We start from the raw sequence: 26,904 nt of genomic DNA on the forward strand, positions 1-26,904 counted from the left end.
GTGGCGCGTGTGGAAGGATTCGAACCTCCGACCGCCTGGTTCGTAGCCAGGTACTCTATCCAGCTGAGCTACACACGCGCAATAAAACTTTTGTTGACCGTCACACCATCAACGAACAATGGCGGAGAGGGAGGGATTCGAACCCTCGATACCAGTATTAGGTATGGTTCCTTAGCAGGGAACTGGTTTCAGCCACTCACCCACCTCTCCTTAAGTGGTGCCGCATTTTACGGATTCACTGGCCGGAGTCAAACCTTTTTTTGATAAAAATGTTCGCTCGCTGTCATTTTGTACGATTCGTACAAAAAACCTGTGTTTTGGTCAGGTTATAATCAAATTTTAGCGGGTTAATTTAGGAATGCACGCCTTAGTGCAAAATGAACTTTTCTAATAAATATCGAAAGATACCTAAATTTTTTAAATTAATTTAAAAAAATCCCTATAAACAAAAAAGGCCAGCATAAGCTGACCAATTTTTGTGCAGAGAGTGATTACTCAGCCGTTCCAGGCTGTCCGCCCTTCTCAGCTTGAATTCTCATGTAAATCTCTTCACGGTGCACAGAAACTTCTTTTGGTGCATTCACACCAATTCGGACCTGATTCCCTTTAACACCTAGTACAGTGACAGTTACATCATCACCAACCATAAGTGTTTCACCAACTCGACGAGTCAAAATAAGCATTCGCTTGCTCCTGTTCCTTAATACTGAACATATCCTTAATTACTCCGCCACTCATCGGCACGACCCGACAGTAGCAACAGTGATTCCATGTTTCTGTGTCACTTCAAAAACTCACTGCAAGCTTCAGATTTGATTATAGCTTATCTTCTAACCAAGCGTTAACTGATTCTAACGCAGTGCTTAGATGCTCTGGCTTATCGCCACCCGCTTGAGCCATATCAGGGCGACCTCCCCCTTTTCCACCAACCTGCGCGGCGATAAAGTTAACCAGTTCTCCTGCTTTCACTTTACCGGTAAGGTTTTTCGTCACCCCGGTGATAAGATTGACCTTATCTTCACTTGCCACACCTAGTACTACGATGCCTTCGCCAATTCGGTTTTTAATATCATCCATCATTGAGCGCAGTGATTTCGCTTCAACACCTTCTAACTTAGCAATAAGTACTTTTACGCCGTTTATTTCAATAGCGTTATTAAGCATATCAGCACCTTGCTGACTCGCCAGTTTTTGTGTGGCAGAAGTGAGTGATTTCTCTAGTTCTTTAGTATGAGTTTGTACTGCAACTACCCGTTCAACCAAGTTTTGCGTATCGGTTTTTAACAAACTAGACAGCTCTGTCAAGGTTGCTTGCTGGTCTTGAACATAATATAGCGCCTGCTCACCAGTAATCGCTTCTATACGGCGTACACCTGATGCTATACCCGCTTCGCTGGTGATTTTGAATAAACCAATATCGCCAGTACGGTTAACATGCGTTCCACCACATAGTTCTACAGAGAAAGGTCCCATAGTGACTACACGTACTTTCTCGTCGTACTTTTCACCGAACAACGCCATTGCCCCTGATGCTTTGGCTTCATCCAAACCCATTAATTGGGTTTTCAACGCATGGTTGGCACGAATTTCTTCGTTAACTCTGCGCTCAACTTGAATAAGTTGCGCTGGTGTTACCGCTTCAAAGTGAGAGAAGTCAAAGCGCAAACGCTGAGCTTCTACTAACGAACCTTTCTGGGTAACGTGCTCACCTAACGTTTCGCGAAGTGCTGCGTGAAGTAAATGTGTAGCACTGTGATTTTTCTTCACAGCATCACGGTTTGAGTTATCAATTGCAGAAGTAACACGCTCACCTTTTGTGATGGTGCCCTTTACTTTCCCTTTATGCGCAAAAGCGTTACCCATTTTTTGGGTATCGGTAACGATAAACTCGCCATTCGCGACACGAAGTACCCCTTTATCACCAGACTGACCGCCGCTTTCTGCGTAAAAAGGCGTTTGATCTAATACCACAACCCCTTCTTGACCGTCTTCTAAACGCTCACAAAACGCATTATCTGCAATAAGCTCTACAATATTTGCTTCGCCTTCAACATCACTGTAACCGGTGAAGGATGTCGCATGGTCTATAGTCAGCGTATTGTTATAATCGGCACCAAAGTTACTGGCTTGTTGCGCACGGGCGCGCTGTGCCTGCATAGCACTTTCAAACCCTTCCACATCAATTTTAAGATCGTGTTCACGGGCAACATCGTTAGTGAGGTCTGTAGGAAAGCCATAAGTGTCATAAAGCTTAAACACCACATCACCTGGAATAGTGTCACCTTCAAGGGTTTCTAGCGTATCGTTTAGCATTGCCATACCACGGGCTAAGGTCTTGCTGAACTGCTCTTCCTCTACTCGTAATACTTTTTCAACTACCGGTAATTGGTCTACAAGCTCTGGGTAAGCTTCACCCATTTCTTTGCTTAGTGCTGAAGCCAATTTGTAGAAGAAAATATCGCTGGCACCTAACTGGTAACCATGGCGTACAGCACGGCGAATAATACGACGAAGTACATAGCCTCGGCCTTCGTTAGATGGCATCACACCATCACAAATTAAGAAGCTACAAGAACGAATATGATCGGCAATAACCCGTAACGATTTATTCTCTAAATCTTCACTGCCCACAATAGTGGCCGCCGCTTGAATTAAGTTTTGGAACAAGTCGATTTCGTAGTTGCTATGCACGTTTTGCAAGATAGCTGAAATACGCTCAAGTCCCATACCGGTATCGATAGACGGCTTAGGCAATGCTTCCATCGTGCCATCAGCTTGCTTGTTGTATTGCATGAATACCAGGTTCCAGATTTCGATGAAACGATCGCCATCTTCTTCTGGTGTTCCTGGAGGCCCACCCCAAATATGCGCACCATGGTCGTAAAATATTTCTGAACACGGACCACATGGCCCTGTGTCACCCATAGACCAGAAGTTATCTGATGTACTGATGCGGATAATCTTTTCTTTAGGCACACCAATGTGGTTTTCCCAAATATCAAAGGCTTCTTCGTCTTCTGAATAAACGGTAACCAGAAGCTTTTCTTTTGGAAGGCCAATTTCTTTTGTTAAGAAATTCCATGCAAACTCAATGGCTTCTTTTTTGAAATAATCACCAAAGCTGAAGTTACCTAGCATTTCAAAGAAAGTATGGTGACGGGCGGTATAACCAACGTTTTCTAAATCATTATGCTTACCACCAGCACGAACACAGCGCTGAGAAGAAACCGCACGCGTGTAGCTACGTTTTTCCGCACCTAAAAACGTATCTTTAAACTGGTTCATTCCCGCGTTAGTAAAAAGAAGCGTTGGATCATCTGCTGGAACGAGAGACGAGCTAGCCACAGGCTGGTGACCATGACTCTGAAAATAATCTTTAAACTTTTGGCGTAAGTCAGCAGTTGATAATGTCATTGAAAACCTAACTTCCTTAATACATTGAATGAGAATGTGCGGGATTGATGCCACTAGCCGATTAATCGTTAGATTAACCATTCTAAGATTAACCTTTTTAATAACCGCCTAGTTGTTTATGCATTTCATGCCCTCGCACGGATGTGCGCAACAATACCATGGTTAGCGCTTTTTTGTTAAGCCCATAGCCTGCTCTAGCAGTATAAATAAGCCCTTTTATACCCGTTATAAAGGGCATAAATGAATTTTATGCGATTTTTATTCACCCTTGACGGCATATTCAATATGTTCGCTGTAAAAACCACGATATTGAAGAAACTGCTTTTGCTTCATCAGTAATTTAAAATCAGTTTCTTTGAAGGGGCCAAACTTTTTTTCTTTAACCCATTTCGCTTTTTCAAACCAGTCAGGCTCTATTTCATCAAGGGCCCGTTCAGCGGCAAGTTCATCCACCCCGTATTGCTGCAAATCGAGTTTAATTTTTCTAGGGCCAGAGCCCTTCATGTACAAAGCGCGTGCGCGACTTTCAGCGAAGCGATCGTCACTTTGGATATCCGCCTCCCGAAAGGCTTCCAGTACAGGCATAAAAGCCTCACTTTCGATGCCTTTTTGTGAAAGCTTGCGGCAAATCTCTGAAAAGCTATGCTCTCGTCGTGCAAGCATGCGGGTAATCGCGTCGGTAATGAATTTTCTGTCAAATTCTGACATTTTATTAATCGAAACCTTCTTAAAATACTTTTCAATCTCGTTATATTACTATTAATGGTAATCTTTAGCGTCGTTGAACGAAAGTGAATAAAGTAAACGTAAGCATGGAATATAAGGTAAAAGTTGTCGATGCGGTGTCGGATGTTCCCCAAGCTACATGGGATATGCTTGCCGAAGGCGAAGGCCCATTTTTACGTTACGACTTTTTAAATGCGTTAGAACAAAGTGCGTGCTGCGATGAAGCGTCAGGCTGGTTCCCGCAACATCTTGTCATTGAACAAGCGCCCGCGACCGACCAAGCCGCTATTAACAAGGATGCGTGCCCTTCGTCTGATGAAAGCGCAGTAATAGCCATTATTCCCGGCTATTTAAAAACGCATAGTTACGGCGAATATGTATTCGACCATTCGTGGGCAAATGCATATCACCAGCATGGTATTCCTTATTATCCGAAATGGGTTGCTGCTATTCCTTTTACGCCGGTCTCTGGTTCGCGAATTCTAACGCATGAAAAGGCGCCGTTTAGTGACACGCTTTTAGCCCTTATTTCTCAAACCGTACAGTCCATGGGCGAAGAAGCCGTCTCTTCCTGTCATTGGCTCTTTACCAATGCCCGCACTCAAGGGTTTCTCGGTAATCATTCAGGCTTGCTCACCCGCTACGCCGTTCAATTTCAATGGCACAACTACCAATACGACAGTTTTGACAGCTTTCTAAATGCGCTAACATCCCGTAAGCGTCGAGATATGAAAAAAACACAACGAAAGCTTGTTGAACAAGGCATTCATTACCGTCATTTAACCGGCAGTGAAATAACCGATGAGGTGCTCGACTTTTTCTTGCAGTGCTATCAAGCAACATATTTAAAGCGCAGCGGGCATACTGGCTATTTAAATGAGGATTTTTTTAGACAGTTGCGCGATACCATGGCCAAGAACATGCTTATTGTCACTGCATACAAACATGACTCTCCTATAGCCAGCGCTTTGTTCTTTTTTGATGATACTGGCTTATATGGCAGATATTGGGGCGCACTTGAGGAAGTCAGCGGGTTGCATTTTGCCTGCTGCTATTTTGAAGGTATTGCTTTTGCGATTGAAAAAAAGCTTCCACTTTTTAACCCTGGCACCCAAGGCGAACACAAAATTCTTCGTGGTTTTGAACCTATTTACTGCCAATCGCAACACCAACTATTTGCGGCCCCCTTTCATGATGCTGTAGCGTCATTTTTACAACAAGAATCAGAACATATTGTGGCGTATTTCAATCAGGCCCAAGATGTTTTACCTTTTAATAACGATATAACACCTACCCTAAAAACGACAAACACCCCTAATCCTTTATTAGCGGTGAATAATCATAATGAGAAAACGATATGAAACAAAAACTACTCGCGCTAGCCATAGCAGCTTCGTTGGGCTTAGCAGGCTGTGGTCAACCAGAACAAAATAAACAACAAGCAGCTGACAAGATGGCAATGGAAGAAGAAATGGGTCAGGCTGAACTCGGTTCATTTGGCGTAGATTTAACTGCCCGGAACGAAGCGGTTAAACCTGGTGATGACTTCTTCATGTACGCTGGCGGTACCTGGTACGACAATTACGAGCTTCCTGCTGATAAAACCCGATTTGGTGCATTTACAGCCCTAGCCGAGCGCAGTGAAGAGCAGGTTAAAAATATTATTGACGGGTTAATGGAAAAAGAAAACTTGAATGCTGATGAGCAGCTTGTTCATGATTTCTTTGTGTCTTTTATGGACGTAGAAACCCTTAATGAAAAAGGCCTTACACCTATTTCTGATGTGTTGTCGTCTATTGATGCTATTGCTTCAACCAAAGATTTAACCGAAGTATTTGGAAAAAGTTGGCTCACCGGTGCTAGCTCTCCTATTGATACTGGCATGTGGTACAACCGTTTAGATCCCAATGAGTACCAGCTTAGCGTTGGTGTTGGCGGTCTTAGCTTACCCGATCGCGATTACTACATTAGCGATCACGAAAGGTTCGTAAAAATTCGTGAAGCTTACCTTGCCCACATTGAACAGATGTTAAACTTTGCAGGCGTTGAAAATGCCGCAGAGGAAGCTGCCACCATTCTTCAACTTGAAACCGAAATAGCAAACATTCAGTGGCCTCGTGAAAAACGCCGCGACCGCGACCTTACATTGAACCAAATTGAACGCAGCAAACTTACCGATGCTTATCCTCAATTTGATTGGGACACTTTTCTAGCACAAACCGGCTTTAAAGCCCCTGAACTTAATATCACCCAACCTGAACCCATTAATGATGTCATTGATATTATCAATGAAACTAGCCTAGATGATTGGAAGGCTTACCTGACTTACCACACCATTAAAAACAACGCTGGCTTACTATCAGAAGATGTTTATTTAGCCAACTTTGATTTCTATGGCACCACGTTGAGTGGTCAGCAGGAGCCTCGCCCTCGCTGGAAGCGTGCCGTAAGCCAAATGGCTGGTACTGAATCTTTAGGGTTTGCCATTGGTAAGATATACGTTACTGAGTACTTCCCTGAAAGTTCGAAAGCACAAATGGCCGAGCTGGTTGAAAATTTACGCACGGCACTGAACGAACGTATCGATAACCTAGATTGGATGAGTGAAGACACCAAAGTTAATGCGAAAGAAAAGCTGATGGCGTTTCGCCCTAAGATTGGCTACCCAGACAAATGGCAATCTTTCGACGGGTTAACTATCAACAGTGATGACTTGCTAGGAAACGTGCGTAATCTTAGAGAGTTTTTCAAAGCTGAAGGTATTGCGAAAGAGCTAGAAAAAACCGACCGTGAGCGTTGGGGCATGACGCCACAACGTGTTAACGCGTATTACAACAGTTCGTTTAACGAAATTGTATTCCCTGCTGCTATCCTCCAACCACCGTTTTTCGATCCTAATGCTGATGCCGCAGTAAATTATGGCGCAATTGGCGCGGTTATAGGTCATGAAATGGGCCACGGTTTTGACGATCAGGGTTCTAAGTCTGATGCCAAGGGTATTCAGCGTAACTGGTGGACTGACGAAGACCGCGCTGCGTTTGAGAAAAAAGCCAATATGCTGGCCGAGCAATACAATCAATACGAGCCGATTGAAGGTAACTTCGTTAATGGTCGTAACAGCTTAGGCGAAAACATTGGTGATGTAGGTGGTTTGTCTATGGCTTATCACGCTTACAAACTAAGCTTAAATGGTGAAGAAGCACCGGTTATTGATGGCCTAACTGGCGATCAGCGTTTCTTCCTTGCATGGGCGCAAGTGTGGCGTGAAAAGCGGACCGAAGAGAGTATGTTGAACCAGTTACGTGGTGGAACACATGCACCGGGACGCTACCGTGCGCAAGCACCACGAAACCACGATGCTTGGTATGAAGCCTTTAACGTGCAACCTGGCGATGATTTGTATCTTCCGCCAGAAGAACGAGTTCGTATTTGGTAATGTTAGTGGATACCCATGCGGACGCTTTGTCCGTGTGGGCTTCTTTGATGACAGTATATGTATTTGCAGCATTTATGATTGAAGGCATTTAATGTCATATTCCCTGCTACCACGCCGCTTTTATTGATATTGTGATACTACCAATCGTACATAACGCTTCACTGCGTTACTCGTCCTAATTACATTTTCCTTATTATTTTGCTTTTCACCTTCAAGGGCATTGCGTAACCAAAAACCATCTATCATAGCTGCGGTAGACAACGCAGCCTCTTTGGCATGCTCCCTAGGAATAAGGTTTGCAAAACTATAAGTTAAGTTACTTTCTAACCGTTTGTGGTTTATTCGTTGAAGACGGTGTAAGCCTTTGTTGTGCAGTGATAACGCCCAAAAATTCAACCATGTATTGGTGGCTGAGGATTCTTGCTGTTCACCGGAGAAATTGCTTTCAATAATGGCGTCTAAGCGATCTATATGGCTGCTAAAATCACCCTGCAGTTTCAACTTTTCTAACAAATATCGCATAGCAGCTTCAATCAGCCCCTGTTTATCACCAAAATAATGGCTAATAATACCGGTTGAAAGACCCGCTTGTTTACTAATTAAACTAATTGTGGCGCTGTGAAACCCGTGTTCAGCTATGACCACCAAAGTGGCATCGATTAGCTGCTGCTTTCGAATGGGCTCCATTCCTACTTTAGGCATGTAACTGCTCCATACCGTATGAGTCGCTGCAACATATGCCTATGTCACAGCGACCTAAATTACAGTGAATTAAAACGTTAAACGTGCATTAATGGCGACCGCTCGTGGCGCACCAATCCAAAATGCATTAGGGGCAATGGTAGACGCATAGTCTTCATCTAGCAGGTTATTTACAGTTAGGCGCACTTCAAGCTCTTCCATGCCTTGACCTATATTGCTGATGTATCCACCAATATAAAGGTCGCTAACCAAATAGTCATCTACTTCAGCAGTATTGTAAATATCGATGAAACGAGAGTCGACATACTTTGTCGATATACCTGCAAAATAATTGTTTTTACTCCAGTCAAGGCTGATAACTGCCATGGTATCTGGTGTACCAATAACCGTATTCCCTTTCACCGCCACTAACGACGCTTCAGCATTAGTTGCATCGTCAATAGCGGCTTGGGCACTTGCTAGTGAATCGTACTGAGTACCTGTGCCACCAATGGTTTCAATGTATTCCGATTCACTTAATGTAAGCGAGGTAAAGACAGTGAGGTTGTCGGTAATCGCAAAGTCAGCAGACATTTCAAAACCGCTAGATTCAATCCCGCCTACATTTCGATATCCACCTGCCGCAGCTTCTAAAAAGTCTATACCGCTAGCAGTTTCATTACTGGTGAATTGAATGCGGTTATTAAACTCAATGGTGTAGTAAGTAATATTGGCATTGAACTTAGCGCTTGAGTAACGTAGACCTACATCAATGTTCTCTGCAGTTTCTGGTTCAATAAAGCGTAAATCCGTATCGTCGCGCTCAAGTTGTGCGTCTTTTATTGATGCAAAGTTTTCACCGTAGCCAGCGAAGAGTTCCAACCCATCTATTGCGATAGGCGCTACAAAACCAGCAGAAAACAACGTGTCTGAATCAGAATTAACTTCAAGGTTATTGGCGCTGTCGAAGTTATCATTTTTTGCAATATCAACATTAAAGCGCTTAGCGCCTAGACGTACTTTCGCTATTCCAAAATCAATTTCGTCTTCAACGTAATACATTAAGGTATCAATAGGGAAACTGCGATCATACTGCACCCAGTAAGGCGAGTTATTAAAATTGTAACCAATCGCTGAATCGGTGATTTTGTGCCAATCTCGGTACTCATCACGCTCATAATCTTCCCACCACAATCCAAAGCGAAGCGTATTATCGAACTCACCTAACTTGGCGTACCAGATACCATCGGCATTAAAGCCAATACGCTCTTTGTTGTAATGTGTATGTCGGTATGAGCCAACTGGAATTGCACCTTGTTCGTGACAGCTTGGGTCGTACTCGGCCCCTGCACCGCCATAAGGGAAGGTAATTGAACTTGCACAGCCAGCAATAGGAGAAAGTTGCATACCATCGCGGTCCACAAAGTAGATATTGCCAAGTGCACTACCACCGTAAACCGTGTTTCCGTTGACCAACTCTGAGTGGCCATCAGCGCCGTCATCTTTTACGTCTACAAGATACGGTGGTACCCAATCCCCACGTCCTTCGTTTTCGTGATAATAGACACTTGTCGACATATCGACCGCGCCAATAGAAAACTCTGCTTTTAAGTAAGCTAATAGATTTTCACGTAAGGTAGACCAGCCACGACGATAAGATTGGTCTTGGTAAGGAATGCCAGTCCATTCACTGGTGAGCTGATCCCAGTCTGGATTTTGTGCATATTGCTCTAGGCTATATATACGTTGGTAGTTTTCTTCATGGGTATCGTCATACGAGACATAGCCCGTTAGCGCAACGTCTTCCACCATAGAGGTTATTTTCAACGCCAGGTGATCACGGGTATTTTCAGCCACTTGATCCATAAAGTCGCTGCTTTCTTGCGTAGAAAGGCTGATCCACGCGTACGTATCTTTTAAGATTTCGCCAGTGTCATAACGCACATAATACTTAGATGCATCAAACTCCCCCGCCGTCACGCTCGCGACAACCCCTTCTTCATCGCTCGGGTTGATAGTAGTAAAGTTTAGCGTACCGCCTAGCGCTTCATGAGAGCGAGAAGCAATATCAGACGTACCTTGTGAAACTTCGATAGTTTGTAAATTTTCGGTATCAATATAACGGTTTGCTTTAGCACCGCCGCCGTAGTTCGAGTTGCCATTGGCAATGCCATCTACCGTCATACCGATTTGCTGTTCGTTAAGGTTAACTTGAAAGCCACGAATAACAATAGAAGTAGACCAATCATCGGCCCCAAAGGTATCACCTTCGTTAATTAACACACCCGGTAAGTTATCTACCACGGCAAGCACACTACTTAAATTAGCTTGTTGTTTTTGCATGTCGTCAGAAGCCGCGTTATTCGCGTATGACACACTTCGCCCAACAACAGTAATTTCTTCTATTTCATTAGATTTATCTTCGGCAATAGCTTCTGCATGGCTATTTGAAATACCTGATAATCCGGCAAGTACACTAAGTGCAATAAGATGGTAACGCGTCATGTGTATGTTTCCCTTTTTAATAGTTTGAGTATTTTTCACCCAATCAGCTTAAAAAGCGGATGTGACAGTTACGTTAAGTTAAATTGAACATTCAATTAATAAAAAATGACAGATTATGAAAAAGCACAAAAAAAAGGCCCTTCTCGAGAAGGGCCTTTATTAAATACACTAAATTATCAAAAGGTTAAGATTGCGATACAGCGTTAAAATTAACTTCTTGATTCGGTGTTTCCGTCACTTTTTTTTTCGCATAAAGCAATGCATCGTGCAAGTTATCGTAAATAACGATACCTGGATGGTTAACACAGATACTTTCTAGCACTTCGTTCACCGCAGCGTTAGCACCGCAAATCACTAGCTGCCTACCTGCCGCCATAGCATCCACAGTTACTGTTTCTACCGCCATTGCCGCAGACACATCCACAGTAGGCACACGAGTGAAGTCTAGTATCATCACCTTAGAACCGGCTTTTACGTTGTCTCGTACATGGTGACCAACATCAGCAGCGGCACCAAAACTTAACGGACCGCCAAAGCTAAAGATAGATACTTTACCTCTAAGCGACTCAAGTAACGCATTCTCTTCAGGATCGTTAAGCGACTCAGGAATTTTACGAAGCTCTTCAAGTTGCAACTGAGCAACTTGACGGACGTAAGCTAACGCAGCGAATACCACACCTACACCCACAGCAGTGATAAGATCTACAAACACAGTAAGTGCAAGTACTAAAATCATCAGACCGAAGTCCCAGCGAGGGCCTTTGTGAGCACGCTTTAGGTAGCTCCAATCGATAATATCTAAACCCACTTTTACCAAAATACCAGCTAGTACAGCATGAGGAATTTTCGCCGCAAGCGGGCTAAGACCCAACACAATCGCAAGTAATACCAATGCGTGTACCATACCCGAAATACGGTCTTTACCACCGCTACGAATATTCACAACTGTTCGCATGGTCGCGCCTGCACCAGCAATACCACCAATGAATCCAGCTACAGTGTTACCAATACCCTGACCGATTAGTTCTCTATTACTATCGTGACGTGTACGAGTCATGTTGTCGGCTACCAATGATGTCAACAAACTATCGATGGCACCTAATACCGCAAGAATAAAGGCAGCTTCTAAAATTAATAATGCTGTACCCTGCTCGAACACTGGCATTTGGATGCTTGGTAAACCCGTTGGGATTTGACCTAGAATAGGCACCGATAACGCCAAGCTTGCAAGAGTACCAATGATAAGTGCTGCTAGCGCACCCGGTACATATTTACCTAGTGATGCTGGCCATTTGTAGGCAATAATTAATGTACCGATACCTAAACCTAGGGTGGCAAAATTAATATCTGCAAGGGCAGTTGGTAAATAGCTTAATGCACCAATAGTGCCGCCTGGAGGCTCATGACCTAAAAGACGACCTAATTGTAGAATAATAATAATTGCACCTATACCAGACATAAAGCCCGATATAACAGGGTATGGTACTAGGCGGATATATTCTCCAACCTTCAAAAAGCCGAAAATAATTTGAAAAATACCAGCAAGTATAACAGCGGTAAAGATCAAGCTTGCATCACCAGATAGGCTAGCAAACAAACCGGCTAATACCACCACCATAGGCCCAGTTGGCCCAGAAATTTGTGACGGCGTACCACCAAACAACGCGGCGAAGAAACCCACCGCTATGGCGCCATAAAGACCGGCCATTGGGCCAAGTCCTGAGGCTACCCCTAGCGCCAAGGCTAGCGGTAAAGCGACAATACCGGCGGTTAAACCACCGGTGATGTCACCACGTAAATTACTTACATTTAACTTAAACATGGAATGTTTCCTAAGTTCTCAACGCGCAAAAGAGCTTAGCGTGTAAGCTGCGCTTCTGCGTGAGATTGATCCATTACCTCAAACTCACCAGACTCGCTGTTGTAGCACAACACTTCGCCACTACCTATATTATAAACCCAACCATGAAGAGTAACTTGTTTGTTCGCAATTTTTGCAGCAACAGCAGGATGTGTACGTAAATGCTGAATTTGCTGTACCACGTTTTCTTTTGTTACATCTTCTAAATGATCGTGGGTTAGTTCAGAACAACCACTACGTTCTTTAACAACTTCAGTCGCAGCGCGACAATGGCCTAGCCACTCTTTAACATGAGGCAATGAAGCAAGCCCTTCAGGCTTTAAAGCGCCTTTCATTGCGCCACAATCTGTGTGACCACAAACAACGATATGCGTAACGCCCAGCGCAGCAACTGCAAATTCGATTGAGGCAGTCATACCACCCGTTTGGTTACTATGCGGAGGCACGATGTTGCCTGCGTTACGACAGATAAACAGTTCGCCTGGTTCGGTTTGCGTCACCAAGTTAGGATCGATGCGAGAGTCTGAACACGTGATGAAAAGCACTTCTGGGTTCTGACCATTAGCCAGCTTTTGGAAAGCCGCTTTTTTTCCTGGGTAAACTTCCTTTTGGAATTTAGCAACACCCGAAATTACGTGATCCATAAATTTCTCCATTAAATAATAATTATTGTCTTTTACTGTCTACGCCAGTGTCGCCTGATAGATTAATAGTTTAATATACTAGTTCGTGATAGCTCCTAGCTATCACGCTTTTTAAATTATAAAATTAAGGCGACGTAATCACCATGTTACTGAACGGTAAAACTCCATCAATTAACCAAATTCGTTATTTTGTTGCCGTAGCTAAATACTTAAGCTTTCGACAAGCGGCCACAAGCTTAGGTATTAGTCAGCCTACTTTAACGAGTCAAATTAATACCCTCGAAGCGAGTTTGGACTTAATATTATTTGAACGTTCACGAACTGGCACCTTATTATCGCCTCAAGGCAAAGCACTTTTCGAAGCCGCCGAAGAAGTACTTCAAGCGAATCACCGTTTTAATGAAATTGCACGGGATCTGGCTGAAGGTGAAGTGGTTACTTTCCGCCTTGGAATTCCCCCTACTCTTGGCCCTTATTTGTTGCCCCATATTTTGCCTGAACTACATCAGCGCAAGCCGGGACTTCGTTTCTACGTGCGAGAAGCTGCACCGCAGGCACTACAACATGGATTGCTGCATGGCGAGTACGATTTAATTATCTCACCACTTTCCAGTGAATATTCGCAGCTAATTACGGAGCCGTTATTTAACGAACCCCTTAAATTTGTTGTTCCCTCCGATCATCACCTTGCAGGGAATGCCTTTGTTCGCCCTGAACAAATTGCCGGGGAAAAAGTACTCACATTAGAAGATAGACACCATTTTCATCATCAAGTGCAACATATTTGCGACGAGATTGGCGCAAACCTGCAACGGGACTATGAAGGAACAAGCTTAGATACACTGCGACAAATGGTAGTAATGGGTATGGGGGTAGCATTTTTACCTGGGCTATATATACATTCAGAGTTGCATCACCCTGAGGCACTTCATGTTTGTGAAATAGAAGGTATGCCCATTGAAAGACAGCACTCCTTAGCATGGAGAAATACCGCACCTGGACGCAAAACCTTCAGGGAAATTACCTCTGTGATAAGAGATATTATAGGTAATCGACTTTCAACTGCCGTGGATGTCATTCACGGTTAATTACGTATTTACGTTTCTACACTTATCGCAATTTAGCTAATTAGCATGACAAAATTGATTAAAAATAATGGTATATTTACGTTAATACATGAGCAACTTTCATAAATTATGATTGAACGTCAGCATCTTAAAATTATTAACGCTATCCATAAACACGGCACCATGACGGAAGCAGCCAAGTCCTTGTTTGTTACTCAGTCTGCACTTAGTCATTCGATGAAAAAACTAGAAGCTAGCTTTTCTTTACCGCTTTGGCAAAAAGAAGGTCGAACATTAGTGTTGACTCAAGCAGGTAAAAGCTTGGTTGGGTTATCTCAACGGGTGCTGCCTCAGTTTGAACATACTGAGGCTCAGCTTCGCCGTATGGCAGAAGGGAAGCAAGGTATATTGCGTATTGGGATGGAATGTCACCCTTGTTTCGAATGGTTGCTAAAAGTGGTTGCGCCTTTTTTAAAAGCCTTCCCCGATGTAGACGTTGATGTAAGACGAGCATTTTCGTTCGGTGGCTTACAAGCCTTACATGGCTACGATATCGATTTACTCCTCACCCCTGACCCATTACATGTAGACGCGATTAATTACACCGGCGTATTAGATTACGAACAAGTGTTAGTTATGCACAATGAGCATCCGTTGGCTGAATACGCCTATATCAAGCCTTCGCAATTAGCCAATGAAGTGGTGATCACCTATCCGGTAGAAACCAATAGACTAGATATTTTTTCAGGCTTTCTTACCCCTGCTGGTGCAAGCGTAAAACAACATAGAACTATTGAAACCACAGAAATTATTTTGCAAATGGTGGCAGCTGGGCGCGGTGTTACTGCGCTGCCTAAATGGCTGGTTGATGAAGCGAAAGAATCTGATGTGTTAACGTATAAGCCCTTAGGTGAAAAGGGCTTACAGAAAACCTTATATTTGGGTCACCGAAAAGAGGTTGACCCAATTGGGTTTGTTGACGAATTTATCTCGTTAGCCAAGGCTACCGTATTGCCTAAATGAACAGATAGCCGTGTTTACATTTTAAATCGCCCTATCCATCCATTTAACCCTATAGATACGCCACTATGCTGAGTGGCCTCAACAGCCATGATGACCTGCATTTACCATGGCTACTCAGATTACTAAAAGACCTCTAGGGTTTATGCCATTCCAGCAATAAATTGTTTGCGGGCATCTTATGAATTTCCCGTAATACTAAGTCTTGGCTCCACCCAGTTAGCTCGCTGATATCACGATAGCCGCCATATCCTCGTTCAATAAGTGATTCATGGAATGATCTGTTACTTTCAGATGAAAATTCGCCGCCAATAGTAAAGGGGCCGTATTGGCAGAAAACACCGCCTGAAGGTAAGTATTCACTTACCAATTTCATCAACAGCTCAGCTTCATGACGCTGCATGATGTGAGCGGTATTAGCACTGTAAATACCTTGAACTGCGAGTGATGGAAAGCTGTCTTTGCCTATGGTTAATGCCACTGGCTTTGAGACATTGGGTAACGCAGCATCTTTCAACCATGCTGCGATACCCTCATGGTAGTCAGGTTGGTCACTACAATGCCATTGTAAATGTGGCAAGTTTTCAGCAAAATAAACGGCATGCTGCCCCGTACCGCTGCCAATTTCTAACACACCCTTACAATTAGCAAACGTACGATTTAGCACAGCTAAAATCGGCGCTTTGTTATTTTCGCACGCTTGGCTAAACGGCTTTGAGAACGACTCAGTCATGTAAATTAGGCCCCAACCATTTCTCAGCTTCTTCCAATGTCCAACCTTTACGGGCGGCATAGTCTTCTACTTGGTCTTTTTGAATTTTAGCCACGGCAAAATATTTGCTTTGAGGGTGGGAGAAATACCAACCTGATACCGCCGCACCTGGCCACATGGCATAGCTTTCAGTAAGCTTCATACCAGTATGTTGCTCTGCCGATAATAAATCCCAAATAAGCTGCTTTTCAGAATGCTCAGGGCACGCTGCATAACCTGGCGCAGGTCGAATACCTTGGTATTTTTCACGAATAAGGTCGTCATTGGTTAAGTTTTCACTTTCGGCGTAGCCCCAATATACTTTACGTACTTGTTCGTGAAGGTATTCGGCAAATGCTTCGGCTAACCTATCGGCCACGGCTTTCACCATAATACCGTTGTAGTCATCACCAGCTTTAATGAAGCTATCGGCTAGCTCATCTTCACCTATTCCGCCTGTCACCGCGAAAGCACCGATATAATCATTAATACCTGATGATTTCTCTGCAATATAATCGGCTAAGCAATAGTTAGCGAATTTATCTTTTAAGGTTTGCTGGCGAAGATGATGCGCTACGCCTTGTACTTCTGAGCGGGACTCATCGGTATACACTTCAATATCATCATCTACCCTATTGGCAGGAAATAACCCAATAACACCTTTAGCGGCTAATGAATTATTAGCGATAATGTTATCTAGCATCTCGTTTGCATCGGCAAATAAGGACTTTGCTTCTTCCCCTACCACTTCATCATCTAGAATTCGTGGGTACTTGCCGGCCAAGGACCAAGTCAGGAAGAACGGTGTCCAATCGATATAAGGGCGTAAGGTAGCTATATCTACATCCACCGGTGTTACCCCTAATTTCTTAGGTGTTACGGGTGCTTCTGTAAAATCTGGGTTGAACGCATTGGCGCGTGCTTGGGCTAGAGTAATAGGCTTACTACGCGGCTTCTTACGGGCATGTTGCTCACGTACTTTGTCGTATTCTTTTGCCAGTTCTTCGGCGTAAATATCTCGAGAGCCACGGTTAAGCAGCTTTTGACACACGCCAACTGCACGACTCGCATTAGGTACATACACCACAGGGGCATGATAGTTTTGTTCTATCTTCACCGCTGTGTGTGCTTTGGAAGTAGTGGCACCGCCAATTAATAGTGGTAAATCGAAACCTTGCCGCTCCATCTCTTTTGCCACATGCACCATTTCATCAAGTGAAGGGGTAATAAGGCCTGAGAGGCCAATCATGTCCACATTTTCATCTTTCGCCACTTGCAAGATAGTAGCAGCGGGTACCATGACACCGAGATCTATCACTTCAAAGTTATTACACTGCAATACAACCCCTACAATGTTTTTACCAATGTCGTGAACGTCGCCTTTCACGGTGGCAAGCAATATCTTGCCATTGCTTTTGGTGCCATCGGATTTTTCAGCTTCAATGTAAGGCTGTAAGTGGGCTACGGCTTTTTTCATTACCCTCGCCGACTTTACAACTTGAGGCAAGAACATCTTACCTTCGCCAAACAAGTCACCAACAATATTCATGCCGTCCATTAACGGCCCTTCAATTACATGTAGCGGACGCTCGGCTTGCAGGCGGGCTTCTTCTGTATCATCAATGATGTAATCGGTAATGCCTTTAACAAGTGCATGGGCCAAACGCTTATTAACGTCTTGCTCTCGCCAGCTTAAATCTTCTTTTGCCGCTGCTTTGCCGTCGCCTTGATAGTTGGGGGCGATATCGAGCAAACGCTCAGTAGAGTCGCTACGACGATTTAGAATGACATCTTCTACCGCTTCACGAAGTTCTTTTGGTATTTCATCATAAACTTCAAGCTGTCCCGCATTTACGATGGCCATATCCATACCGGCACGAATAGCATGATATAAAAACACCGAATGCATCGCTTCACGCACAGGGTTATTGCCTCTAAACGAGAACGATATGTTAGAAAGGCCGCCCGAGATGTGCGCATAAGGGCAAAGCTCACGAATTTTTCGCGTGGCTTCAATAAAATCTACGGCGTAGTTATCGTGTTCTTCTATACCCGTTGCTACCGCAAAAATATTCGGATCGAAGATAATGTCTTCTGGCGGAAAACCGATAGATTCTGTCAGCAGTTTATAGCTGCGCTGGCATATCTCAACTTTACGTGCTTGTGTGTCGGCCTGCCCCGTTTCATCAAACGCCATCACTACCGTGGCGGCACCATAACGTTTAATTTTCTGTGCTTGGGCAAGAAAGCTTTCTTCACCTTCTTTAAGGCTGATTGAGTTTACAATCGCCTTGCCTTGCACACATTTAAGTCCGGCTTCAATCACTTCCCATTTTGATGAGTCAATCATAATAGGCACCCGACTGATATCAGGCTCAGATGCAATTAAGTTCAAAAAGGTAACCATGGCCTGCTTGGAATCAAGCATGGCCTCGTCCATATTGATATCGATAATTTGCGCGCCACTTTCCACTTGCTGGCGGGCAACATCAAGGGCGGTTTCATAATCGCCTTCAAGAATAAGACGTTTGAAGCGTGCTGAACCAGTTACGTTAGTACGCTCACCAATATTAATAAATGTAGAAAATTGTGCGCTCACGCTGCCTCCTAGTGTACAAACGGCTCAAGGCCAGACAAACGCATTTTAGGTTCGAACTTAGGCACCGTTCTTGGTGCTACGCTGCTTACCGCATCGGCAATAGCACGAATATGTTCTGGCGTACTGCCACAGCAGCCACCCACAATATTCACTAAACCAGATTCTGCCCATTCTTTGATATGTTCGGCCATTTCAGGCGCCTCTAAATCGTATTCGCCAAACTCGTTGGGTAAACCCGCATTCGGGTGAGCAGATACTAGACACTCGCTGATCGTTGAGACTTCTTCGACATATTGGCGCAACAAGTCTGGCCCTAACGCGCAATTCAAGCCAAACGAAAATGGACTAATGTGGCGCATTGAATAATAAAAAGCTTCAGAGGTTTGGCCTGAAAGCGTTCTGCCTGAAGCATCGGTGATGGTGCCTGAAATCATTACAGGCAAATGCTTACCTAGTTTTTCGAACACGGTTTCCACGGCAAAAGCAGCCGCTTTAGCATTTAGCGTATCGAAAATAGTTTCAAGCATAATCAAGTCTACGCCGCCTTCAATTAACGCTTCAGTAGACTCTGTGTAAGCTTCTACTAAGGCATCGAAAGTCACATTGCGCTTACCTGGGTCGTTAACATCGGGAGAGATAGAAGCAGTACGATTTGTTGGACCTAGAACACCTGCTACAAACCTGGGCTTGCCTGGCGTTTTTGCAGTGAACTCATCGGCGGCTTTTCTGGCTAATTTAGCAGCGGCAATGTTGATCTCTCTTGATTGCGCTTGCATGTCGTAATCGGCCATAGCAATAGTAGTAGCGTTAAAGGTGTTGGTTTCAACAATGTCAGCACCGGCTTCAAAGTAGTCGCAATGAATTTGGTAAATAATATCTGGCTGTGTAACAGCCAAAAGGTCGTTATTACCTTTTACGTCACAATGCCAGTCCGCAAACTGGGTGCCACGGTAATCTTCTTCTTCCAGCTTGTGTTGCTGGATCATGGTGCCCATCGCGCCATCTAATACGAGAATACGTTGTTGTGCAGCGCTTAGCAGTGTTGCTTGCGCGCTAGAAACTTGATGTTGACTCACGCGTTACCTCTTTGGCTGTGATTTTTCAGCTAACTGATTTAAGTCATACGGCGTTGTTTGGTAAACATAGTAGTTTAACCAGTTTGTGAAGAACAGACTCCCGTGGGAGCGCCATCTAACGATAGGCGATTTGTTCGGGTCGTTATCCGTAAAATAATTTTTTGGTATGGCGGGGGTTTGCCCGGCTTTGACGTCCCTAAAATATTCATCTTTAAGGGTATCAGCATCATATTCTGGATGCCCTGTAACGAAAACCATGCGCTTGTCTTCTGAGGCAACAATATAGGCGCCTACTTCTTCAGATTCTGCCACCACATGCAGTCCATCTACACTATTATAATTCGCGGTATCGATATGCCCATAACGAGAATGAGGCGCATAGAATACGGGATCGAAGCCACGTAATAATTCATTATGTGGGTCGTTTACTTTGTGCTCGAACACACCTGAAAATTTTTCTTTGCGCAGCGTGCGAGTAAAGTTATAAAAATGATACATGGCAGCATGTGCAGCCCAACATAAATATAGAGTGGAGTTAACGTGACGCTGTGCCCACTCTAAAATGGTGGTCATAGTATCCCAGTACTTTACGTCTTCGTATTTTAGTAAAGCTAGAGGTGCGCCAGTCACGATAAGCCCATCGTACTTTTTGTCTGCCACTTGCGAAAAGTCGTGGTAGAAAGCATCCATGTGAGACTGTGGGGTATTTTTGGGCGCCTGACTATCGATGCGAATAAAATCCACATCAATTTGTAATGGCGTATTGGAGAGTAACCTCAACAGCTGTACTTCAGTCTCAATTTTATTAGGCATCAAGTTTAAGATACCCACTTTAAGAGGACGTATATCCTGATTCGCCGCCCTATTGCTCTCCATGGTGAAGATATTTTCGCCCAACAACACATTCTGCGCAGGCAGTTGTTCTGGTATACGAATTGGCATAGAAGGCTCCAGTCATAAATTACTATGACTGTATTGTGGCAATTACCACACAGATGTCAACATCTTTACGTCTAGACGTCTAAACGGATGTTGAAAACCATTATTGGGAAGAGGATTGCTTGTGTACCATAAACAGCATTTCAGCTTCGGCACGAGGGATATCACAGGCTTCCATCACTTCTTGCATACTTGCGCCCTGCTTTACTAATTCCGCAGCACGCTGATAAAGCCTTAGAGAGGGATCTTGCAGTTTTAACTCGCGAATTTGATTTTCGAAATCGTCTTGTTTTTCTTGAAGGGCTTGAAGATGACGAGTAACAACGAGGCTTCGGGTTTGCGCCTCATTTTGCTGATGACCAAAATCTCGAATTTGGGTATCCATGTCATCGGTTCTGCGCGTTACAAGCTCTTGCAGTTCAACTAACGCCGCATGTGTTTTTCGCTCTTTAAACGTCAACCATATTGCAAAAATACCCAGTGCTAATACAAGCGCAAGCAATATAAGTTCGTTGAATGTTGGAGCAATAAACTGCAGATCCATATGCGAAGAAGCCTTAATTCGTAGCTATATAAAACGGAAATAAAAAAGGCAGATAACCCAGTTACCTGCCCTTTAGACGTGTTGGCTGATTAAATTGAACTTAGTTCATCCCACTCATCGTCACTTAAAAGTTTATTTAAATCGACTAGGATAAGAAGCTCACCGTCTCGGTTGCTAACACCTTGAATAAACTTAGCACTTTCTTCAGTACCCACGTTTGGCGCACTGTCAATTTCAGACGAGCGAAGGTAAACCACTTCAGCCACGCTATCAACAAGTATACCCACGACCTGCTCATCAGATTCGATGATCACAATACGGGTATTATCCGTTATCTCTGTTGGTGGTAATCCAAAACGCGCACGTGTATCAATGACCGTAACAACATTACCACGTAGGTTAATGATACCTAGTACGTAGTCAGGTGCGCCGGGTACAGGTGCAATTTCAGTGTAACGCAATACTTCTTGCACTTGCATTACGTTAATACCGTATGTTTCTTCACCTAAGCGGTATGTCACCCATTGAAGGACTTCATCGTTACTGTCGGTGGTATTACTGTTCGTTCTTTCGTCGCTCATGAACCTGGCTCCCAATACTCGGCGTCTGGTCGTTACTGCCTAAGCCTTTGTTAAGCATAGATATTAATTCGTTAACGTCAATTAACGCGCACATTTTCTCTTTAACCATCCCCGCTAACCAGGGACGCTTACCGGTAGACTCACGCCATTTGACGTCAGCTTTTGCCAAGGTGACCGTGTTAACCAGTTTCTCACTGGCCAATCCCCACGAACTATCCCCTAACATAATAAGATATCGGTAGTTCAATGACTCTGCGAGACTCTCATCATACTTTTCTGGCATGACCCATCTTGCAGAATCTACAACGCTAAGCTTCTCTTCGCGATGTATCATTACCCCCATAAACCAATCTGGTTTCCCAAATAGAGGGCCTATCTTTTCAATCTGATGAATACCACCTAGGGTGGTCAATGGCACCGCTAATGTTAACCCTGCCACTTCAAAAAACAATGCCTGAAAATTATTTTCGAGGCTGTCGACCAACAATCCATTTTCTACTGATTGCCCCTCTTCTGGAAAGGCTTGCACTGACTCAGCAGTCTCATTATCTATTTCATTGTAGTCGCTTTTTTCGTATTGCGTAGTTTCTTCGACATCTTTGCCTGTGCTAGATGACACGGCTTCAATGATGGCTTCTTCAACCACGATTTGTTCAGTGGCAGGTGCTTCATCAATTGTGGCTTCTTCGGCTAACGTTTGTACTGCCTGCTCAAGCAATTTTGCCGTTCGCGCAGTTACGTCTGCCGGATCATCTGGCTCTTTTAATAGGCTATCGAGATAAGCCTCTACAACGTCTTCCCGTGCAAAAGGTCCTTGATTGCTCATCTAACTTTACTTCTCCAAAACCTCAAGTAACTTGCTATAAGCCGTTACCCCTCGGGTTTTCGGGTATGCTGCGGAAATTGGCAACTGTACTAAACTCGCATCTCTAAAATGCGTATCTACGGGAATTACACCTTGCCAAACCCGCTCTCCATAATCGCTCATTAAACGCTTTCTTGATTCAAGTGCCGCGTTCGTGCGCTTGTCGAACATAGTAGGAATAATCACAGTGTCAAAAGACTTTTGCAGAGAGCGCCCCATTATTTCCATGGTGCGTATCATTCTGTCCAAGCCTTTCAGCGCCAAATACTCTGTTTGTGTCGGCACTATCACTTTATTACATGCTGCCAATGCGTTGACCATAAGTACACCAAGTACCGGCGGGCAATCAATAATGACAACATCAAATTCATTCTCTACTTTGGCCAGCGCTTTTTTTAGCACCAAGCCCATCCCTTGCTCACTACCCATTGTTCTGTCTAGTGTGGCTAACGCCATGGTAGCGGGCAAAACGTACAAATTATCTAGCTTAGTGGGACACAAACAGTCCATGACCATATCGGCAGTGATATCAGAAGACTTAATAAAAATGTCGTAGACAGATTGACTGAGTAACTCTGCGTCTATGCCGAAATAGTAACTAAGTGAGGCGTGGGGGTCGGTATCAACCATCAATACCCGTTTCCCGCGCTGAGCTAACAAACCACCTAAGGTTACTGTCGTTGTTGTTTTACCAACTCCGCCTTTCTGGTTTGCAACTGTCCACACCTTCATCGTTTTAATTCCCAGCTTATATTTACTTGGGTTGTTGTTCATTCACAGACAACACTGCCGCTGCGCTTTAGCTATTTCATTTCGGTTAAGATACAGCTGCTCATGTCATCTATATCAATACTGTTAACCGATATGTTTGCAACAGCTACTGCTTGAGGCATGCCATAAACAACACATGAATCCTGATCTTGCGCCCAAATGGTAGCACCATTATCTTTCATCAAACGGCAGCCTTCTCGCCCATCTGCGCCCATACCAGTTAATATAATACCCAATAAATCGCCACCATAAGCTTTGGCCAGCGAACCGAAGGTTAAATCAACACTCGGCTTATAATTTATTTTATCAGACGGGTTAGCGTCGGTAATTACTACTTTCTTATGAGAGCCTGAACCCTCTATCAACATTTGTTTACCACCGGGTGCTAAATAAGCGCACCCTGGTTTCAATATGTCACCATGTTCAGCTTCTTTAACCGCAATATTGCAATGAGAATTAAGCCGCTGTGCAAACGCGTTAGTAAAAGTGCCAGGCATATGTTGCACCAACACAATTGGATAAGGAAAATCTGAAGGCAATGCTACCAGTATCTTCTGCAATGCCACGGGCCCCCCCGTAGATGCACCAATTGCTAAACACTTATACCTTTTACCAGAAGCCTTAATCGAGGAAACGGTAGGCTGCCTCGTGGCATCTTTTCTTCCAGTCAGTAGATTAGAACTCTTGAAAAACGCTGGTTTTGGCGCGTTATCAGGAAACTTTCTACTTTCAATACGCTTCAATACAGGGCGTTTGATACCAACACCACGCCGTGCAATTAATCTTACTTTTGTACAGAGCAGTCGTGCTGCGTCTTTACGATCTTGGGCGATATCTTCGAATTTCTTTGGCAGAAAATCTAATGCACCGGCTTCTAACGCATCTAGTGTCGCTTGTGCACCATGATGCGTTAGAGACGAAAACATCAAAATAGGCACAGGCCGCTTTTCCATGATGGCCTTTACCGCTGAAATGCCATCCATTACCGGCATTTCCACATCCATTGTGACTACATCAGGTAGCAGTGTATCTATTTTATCTAGTGCATCTTGCCCGTTACGAGCTTCGCCAATAACTTCAAGTTCTCTATCGTCGTCGAGAATTTCACGAACTCGACGACGATAAAAAGTAGAATCGTCCACGACCAGGACTTTAAAGACCATGGATGTAAATTTCCTATGTGTTCCGCCGTATTACTTTAAAGGCTTCCGAGCATAACGCTTCAGTAAGCTAGGAACATCTAGGATGAGTGCAATTCCACCGTCGGATGTGATAGTTGCTCCCGCCATACCTGGCGTTCCCTGTAATAAGGCATCTAATGGTTTTATCACCACTTCTTCTTGGCCTATTAGCGCATCAACAACAAAACCAACTTGCTGGGTGCCTATTTGAACCACGACGACGTGACCTTTATCTTTGATTATATTTTTAGGTCCACGGATCAACCATTCTCCAAGGAAGAACAGTGGTATCGCTTTAGAACGAACTATCATGGTTAATTGGCCATCAACCGTATTGGTTTTCTTGATGTCCATGTTGATAATTTCGTTGACCGCACCTAACGGTAACGCGAACGTTTGTTTGCCAACCACAATCATTAGGGTCGGTAAAATCGCAAGCGTAAGTGGAACTTTAATATCGAGTCGCGTGCCTTTCCCAAGGTGAGAATCAATATTAATGGTACCGTTAAGCTGATTAATTTTTGTTTTAACCACATCCATGCCTACACCACGGCCCGAGATATCACTTATCTCAGTTTTTGTAGAGAAACCTGGTGCAAAAATGAGATTGAACGCTTCAACATCAGACATACGCGCAGCCGCATCGGCATCTAAAACACCTCGACTTATCGCAATCTCTTTTAGTTTTTCAGCATCCATTCCCTTACCGTCATCTTCAATGGTAAGTAGGATATGATCACCTTCTTGAGAAGCCGATAATCTCACGGTCCCCATTCGGGCTTTACCTGTAGCAGCACGGTCATCAGGCATTTCAATACCATGATCCACTGAGTTTCTCACTAAGTGAACCAACGGATCGGCCAATGCTTCTACCAGGTTTTTATCTAAATCTGTCTCTTCACCTTCCAACTCTAAGGTGATTTCTTTTTTCAAACTACGTGCTAAGTCTCGAACAACGCGAGGGAAGCGGCCAAACACTTTCTTAATTGGCTGCATACGGGTTTTCATAACCGCACCCTGCAAATCGCCAGTCACCACGTCAAGGTTAGCAATTGCCTTAGACATACTCTCGTCGGCATTGTTTATTCCTAAACTCAGCAAACGATTTCGTACCAATACTAACTCACCGACCATATTCATAATTTGGTCTAGGCGCTTAGTATCAACACGTACTGTGGTTTCTGCTTGAGGAGGTGTTGGGTTTGCTTTTTTGTCGTCTTTCTTAGCCGCGGCTTTAGCAGGCTCTGGCGCCTTTTTAGCTGCTGGACTAGGCGCTGGCGCTTTTGCGGCAGGCGTTGATTTAGCTGGCGTACTAGCGGCAGATTGCTCTGCTTTAGCCTTCTGAATTGCTTCTGTCGCTTTTTTATCTACAGGCGGAGTATTTGCTGCTGGTTCAGAGCCTTGCGCTGTAGGCCCTTGTCCTGAACCGTGTAGTTGGTCAAGTAGTGCTTCAAACTCATCGTCAGTAATTTCTTCACCGCTAGGCGCAGCTGCTTTGGGCGCAGCTGCAGGTGCGGGTTCTTCTTCTTTGAATTTACCTTTACCGTGCAATTCGTCTAACAGTGCTTCAAATTCGTCGTCGGTGATATCATCACCTGAACCAACGGCAGCGGGTGCAGCCGCTTTTGGTTCTGCTTTAGGCGCAGATTTACCCGGAGCATTTGAACCATGAAGTTCATCAAGTAAGGCTTCAAATTCATCTTCTGAAATTTCGTCAATACCGCCATCGCTGCTAGCAGCAGGCGCTTCAGGTACGGGCGCTTCTTCCAACGCAAATTCTTCCTCGACAACTTCGGCAGCGGGGGCTTCAGCCGCCTCACTACTGTCACCAAAGATATTTTCATCTGGGGTTTCTGGGGTGCTTAACTTATGCAGCAAATCAACTAACTTTGCGTCTGCAGGTACTAGCGGCTCTTGCGCTTTAACACGCTCAAACATATCTACTACTACATCGGTGGCCTGAAGAATGGTGTCCATCAATTCAGGCGTAAGAGTACGTTGTCCGTTTCGCATTACATCGAAAACGTTTTCTGCACCGTGGCAAATTTCAACTAATTCGGTAAGCGACAAAAAGCCGGCGCCACCTTTTACGGTATGGTAACCCCGGAAGATAGCATTAAGTAAATCTCCATCTTCAGGATTATTTTCCAGATCAACGAGCTGTTCTTGTAATTGTTCAAGGATCTCCCCAGCTTCAACTAGAAAGTCCTGTAATATATCCTCGTCAACATCAAACGCCATGC

21 protein-coding genes and 2 tRNA genes are annotated in these 26,904 nt (G+C 44.2%); 4 read left to right on the forward strand and 19 right to left on the reverse strand.

Going from position 1 to position 26,904, the window contains the following annotated elements; translation table 11 throughout:
* Window position 1: 1 nt before the first annotated feature.
* From AVL57_RS09550 to AVL57_RS09570, 5 genes are all read right to left on the reverse strand, one after another.
* Window positions 2-78 (reverse strand) — tRNA-Arg (locus AVL57_RS09550).
* Between the two features lie 41 nt (window positions 79-119).
* Window positions 120-210 (reverse strand) — tRNA-Ser (locus tag AVL57_RS09555).
* 281 nt (window positions 211-491) lie between these two features.
* Entirely contained in the window at window positions 492-683 is a 192-nt protein-coding gene (csrA, locus tag AVL57_RS09560) for a carbon storage regulator CsrA (protein ID WP_013785064.1), read from the reverse strand.
* Between the two features lie 133 nt (window positions 684-816).
* A complete protein-coding gene (alaS, locus tag AVL57_RS09565; protein ID WP_057793248.1) occupies window positions 817-3,414 on the reverse strand; it encodes an alanine--tRNA ligase in 2,598 nt (865 codons plus the stop codon).
* A 258-nt stretch (window positions 3,415-3,672) separates the two neighbouring features.
* Window positions 3,673-4,122, reverse strand: a complete 450-nt coding sequence (locus tag AVL57_RS09570; protein WP_057793250.1) for a regulatory protein RecX — start codon at window positions 4,120-4,122, stop codon at window positions 3,673-3,675.
* Between the two features lie 104 nt (window positions 4,123-4,226).
* On the opposite strand from AVL57_RS09570, the gene AVL57_RS09575 reads away from it, so the two are divergent.
* Both AVL57_RS09575 and AVL57_RS09580 read left to right on the forward strand, forming a co-directional pair.
* Window positions 4,227-5,501 carry a GNAT family N-acetyltransferase gene (locus AVL57_RS09575; RefSeq protein ID WP_057793251.1) on the forward strand — a complete coding sequence of 425 codons (1,275 nt, stop codon included), beginning with the start codon at window positions 4,227-4,229 and terminating at the stop codon, window positions 5,499-5,501.
* Complete coding sequence (locus AVL57_RS09580; protein WP_057793252.1) at window positions 5,498-7,576, forward strand: M13 family metallopeptidase; 2,079 nt, start codon at window positions 5,498-5,500, stop codon at window positions 7,574-7,576. Before AVL57_RS09575 ends, AVL57_RS09580 begins: the two co-directional genes overlap by 4 nt.
* Before the next feature lie 120 nt (window positions 7,577-7,696).
* Here the strand turns inward: AVL57_RS09580 and betI are convergent, their stop codons facing one another.
* The 4 genes from betI to AVL57_RS09600 form a co-directional block, all read right to left on the reverse strand.
* The gene (gene betI, locus AVL57_RS09585; protein ID WP_057793257.1) at window positions 7,697-8,278 is read right to left on the reverse strand and encodes a transcriptional regulator BetI; all 582 of its coding nucleotides are present in this window, start codon (window positions 8,276-8,278) and stop codon (window positions 7,697-7,699) included.
* Window positions 8,279-8,347: 69 nt separating this feature from the next.
* Entirely contained in the window at window positions 8,348-10,762 is a 2,415-nt protein-coding gene (locus AVL57_RS09590; protein ID WP_061093584.1) for a TonB-dependent receptor domain-containing protein, read from the reverse strand.
* Window positions 10,763-10,946: 184 nt separating this feature from the next.
* Window positions 10,947-12,584: a SulP family inorganic anion transporter gene (locus AVL57_RS09595; protein WP_057793259.1), complete on the reverse strand. Its 1,638-nt coding sequence runs from the start codon at window positions 12,582-12,584 to the stop codon at window positions 10,947-10,949.
* Between the two features lie 35 nt (window positions 12,585-12,619).
* The gene (locus AVL57_RS09600; protein WP_057793263.1) at window positions 12,620-13,267 is read right to left on the reverse strand and encodes a carbonic anhydrase; all 648 of its coding nucleotides are present in this window, start codon (window positions 13,265-13,267) and stop codon (window positions 12,620-12,622) included.
* 143 nt (window positions 13,268-13,410) lie between these two features.
* On the opposite strand from AVL57_RS09600, the gene AVL57_RS09605 reads away from it, so the two are divergent.
* Window positions 13,411-14,355 carry a hydrogen peroxide-inducible genes activator gene (locus tag AVL57_RS09605; RefSeq protein WP_057793265.1) on the forward strand — a complete coding sequence of 315 codons (945 nt, stop codon included), beginning with the start codon at window positions 13,411-13,413 and terminating at the stop codon, window positions 14,353-14,355.
* A gap of 108 nt (window positions 14,356-14,463) precedes the next feature.
* A complete protein-coding gene (locus AVL57_RS09610; RefSeq protein ID WP_057793268.1) occupies window positions 14,464-15,357 on the forward strand; it encodes a LysR family transcriptional regulator in 894 nt (297 codons plus the stop codon).
* A gap of 133 nt (window positions 15,358-15,490) precedes the next feature.
* Here AVL57_RS09610 and AVL57_RS09615 read toward each other — a convergent pair whose 3' ends face one another.
* The 10 genes from AVL57_RS09615 to AVL57_RS09660 all read right to left on the reverse strand — a co-directional run bounded on the left by AVL57_RS09615 (window position 15,491) and on the right by AVL57_RS09660 (window position 26,902).
* Window positions 15,491-16,087 carry a DUF938 domain-containing protein gene (locus AVL57_RS09615; RefSeq protein WP_057793271.1) on the reverse strand — a complete coding sequence of 199 codons (597 nt, stop codon included), beginning with the start codon at window positions 16,085-16,087 and terminating at the stop codon, window positions 15,491-15,493.
* Window positions 16,080-18,704 (reverse strand): methionine synthase, encoded by a 2,625-nt coding sequence (metH, locus tag AVL57_RS09620; RefSeq protein WP_057793273.1) that lies wholly within the window; start codon window positions 18,702-18,704, stop codon window positions 16,080-16,082. The genes AVL57_RS09615 and metH overlap by 8 nt, the downstream gene beginning before the upstream one ends.
* An 8-nt stretch (window positions 18,705-18,712) precedes the next feature.
* Entirely contained in the window at window positions 18,713-19,780 is a 1,068-nt protein-coding gene (locus tag AVL57_RS09625; protein ID WP_057793275.1) for a homocysteine S-methyltransferase family protein, read from the reverse strand.
* A 3-nt stretch (window positions 19,781-19,783) separates the two neighbouring features.
* Window positions 19,784-20,722, reverse strand: coding sequence for a homoserine O-acetyltransferase MetA (gene metA, locus AVL57_RS09630; protein WP_057793277.1), 939 nt, complete (start codon window positions 20,720-20,722; stop codon window positions 19,784-19,786).
* A gap of 100 nt (window positions 20,723-20,822) precedes the next feature.
* Window positions 20,823-21,263, reverse strand: coding sequence for a DUF2802 domain-containing protein (locus AVL57_RS09635; protein ID WP_057793279.1), 441 nt, complete (start codon window positions 21,261-21,263; stop codon window positions 20,823-20,825).
* Window positions 21,264-21,352: 89 nt separating this feature from the next.
* The gene (locus tag AVL57_RS09640; protein WP_057793281.1) at window positions 21,353-21,844 is read right to left on the reverse strand and encodes a chemotaxis protein CheW; all 492 of its coding nucleotides are present in this window, start codon (window positions 21,842-21,844) and stop codon (window positions 21,353-21,355) included.
* Complete coding sequence (locus AVL57_RS09645; RefSeq protein ID WP_057793283.1) at window positions 21,819-22,670, reverse strand: chemotaxis protein CheW; 852 nt, start codon at window positions 22,668-22,670, stop codon at window positions 21,819-21,821. Before AVL57_RS09645 ends, AVL57_RS09640 begins: the two co-directional genes overlap by 26 nt.
* Window positions 22,671-22,676: 6 nt before the next feature.
* On the reverse strand, window positions 22,677-23,441 hold the full coding sequence (locus tag AVL57_RS09650) for a ParA family protein (RefSeq protein ID WP_057793285.1): 765 nt from the start codon (window positions 23,439-23,441) through the stop codon (window positions 22,677-22,679).
* A 71-nt stretch (window positions 23,442-23,512) separates the two neighbouring features.
* Window positions 23,513-24,643 carry a protein-glutamate methylesterase/protein-glutamine glutaminase gene (locus AVL57_RS09655; RefSeq protein ID WP_057793286.1) on the reverse strand — a complete coding sequence of 377 codons (1,131 nt, stop codon included), beginning with the start codon at window positions 24,641-24,643 and terminating at the stop codon, window positions 23,513-23,515.
* 30 nt (window positions 24,644-24,673) lie between these two features.
* Complete coding sequence (locus AVL57_RS09660; RefSeq protein WP_057793288.1) at window positions 24,674-26,902, reverse strand: chemotaxis protein CheA; 2,229 nt, start codon at window positions 26,900-26,902, stop codon at window positions 24,674-24,676.
* Window positions 26,903-26,904: the final 2 nt, after the last annotated feature.

This window comes from Alteromonas stellipolaris (assembly GCF_001562115.1).
Taxonomy (GTDB): Bacteria; Pseudomonadota; Gammaproteobacteria; order Enterobacterales; family Alteromonadaceae; genus Alteromonas; species Alteromonas stellipolaris.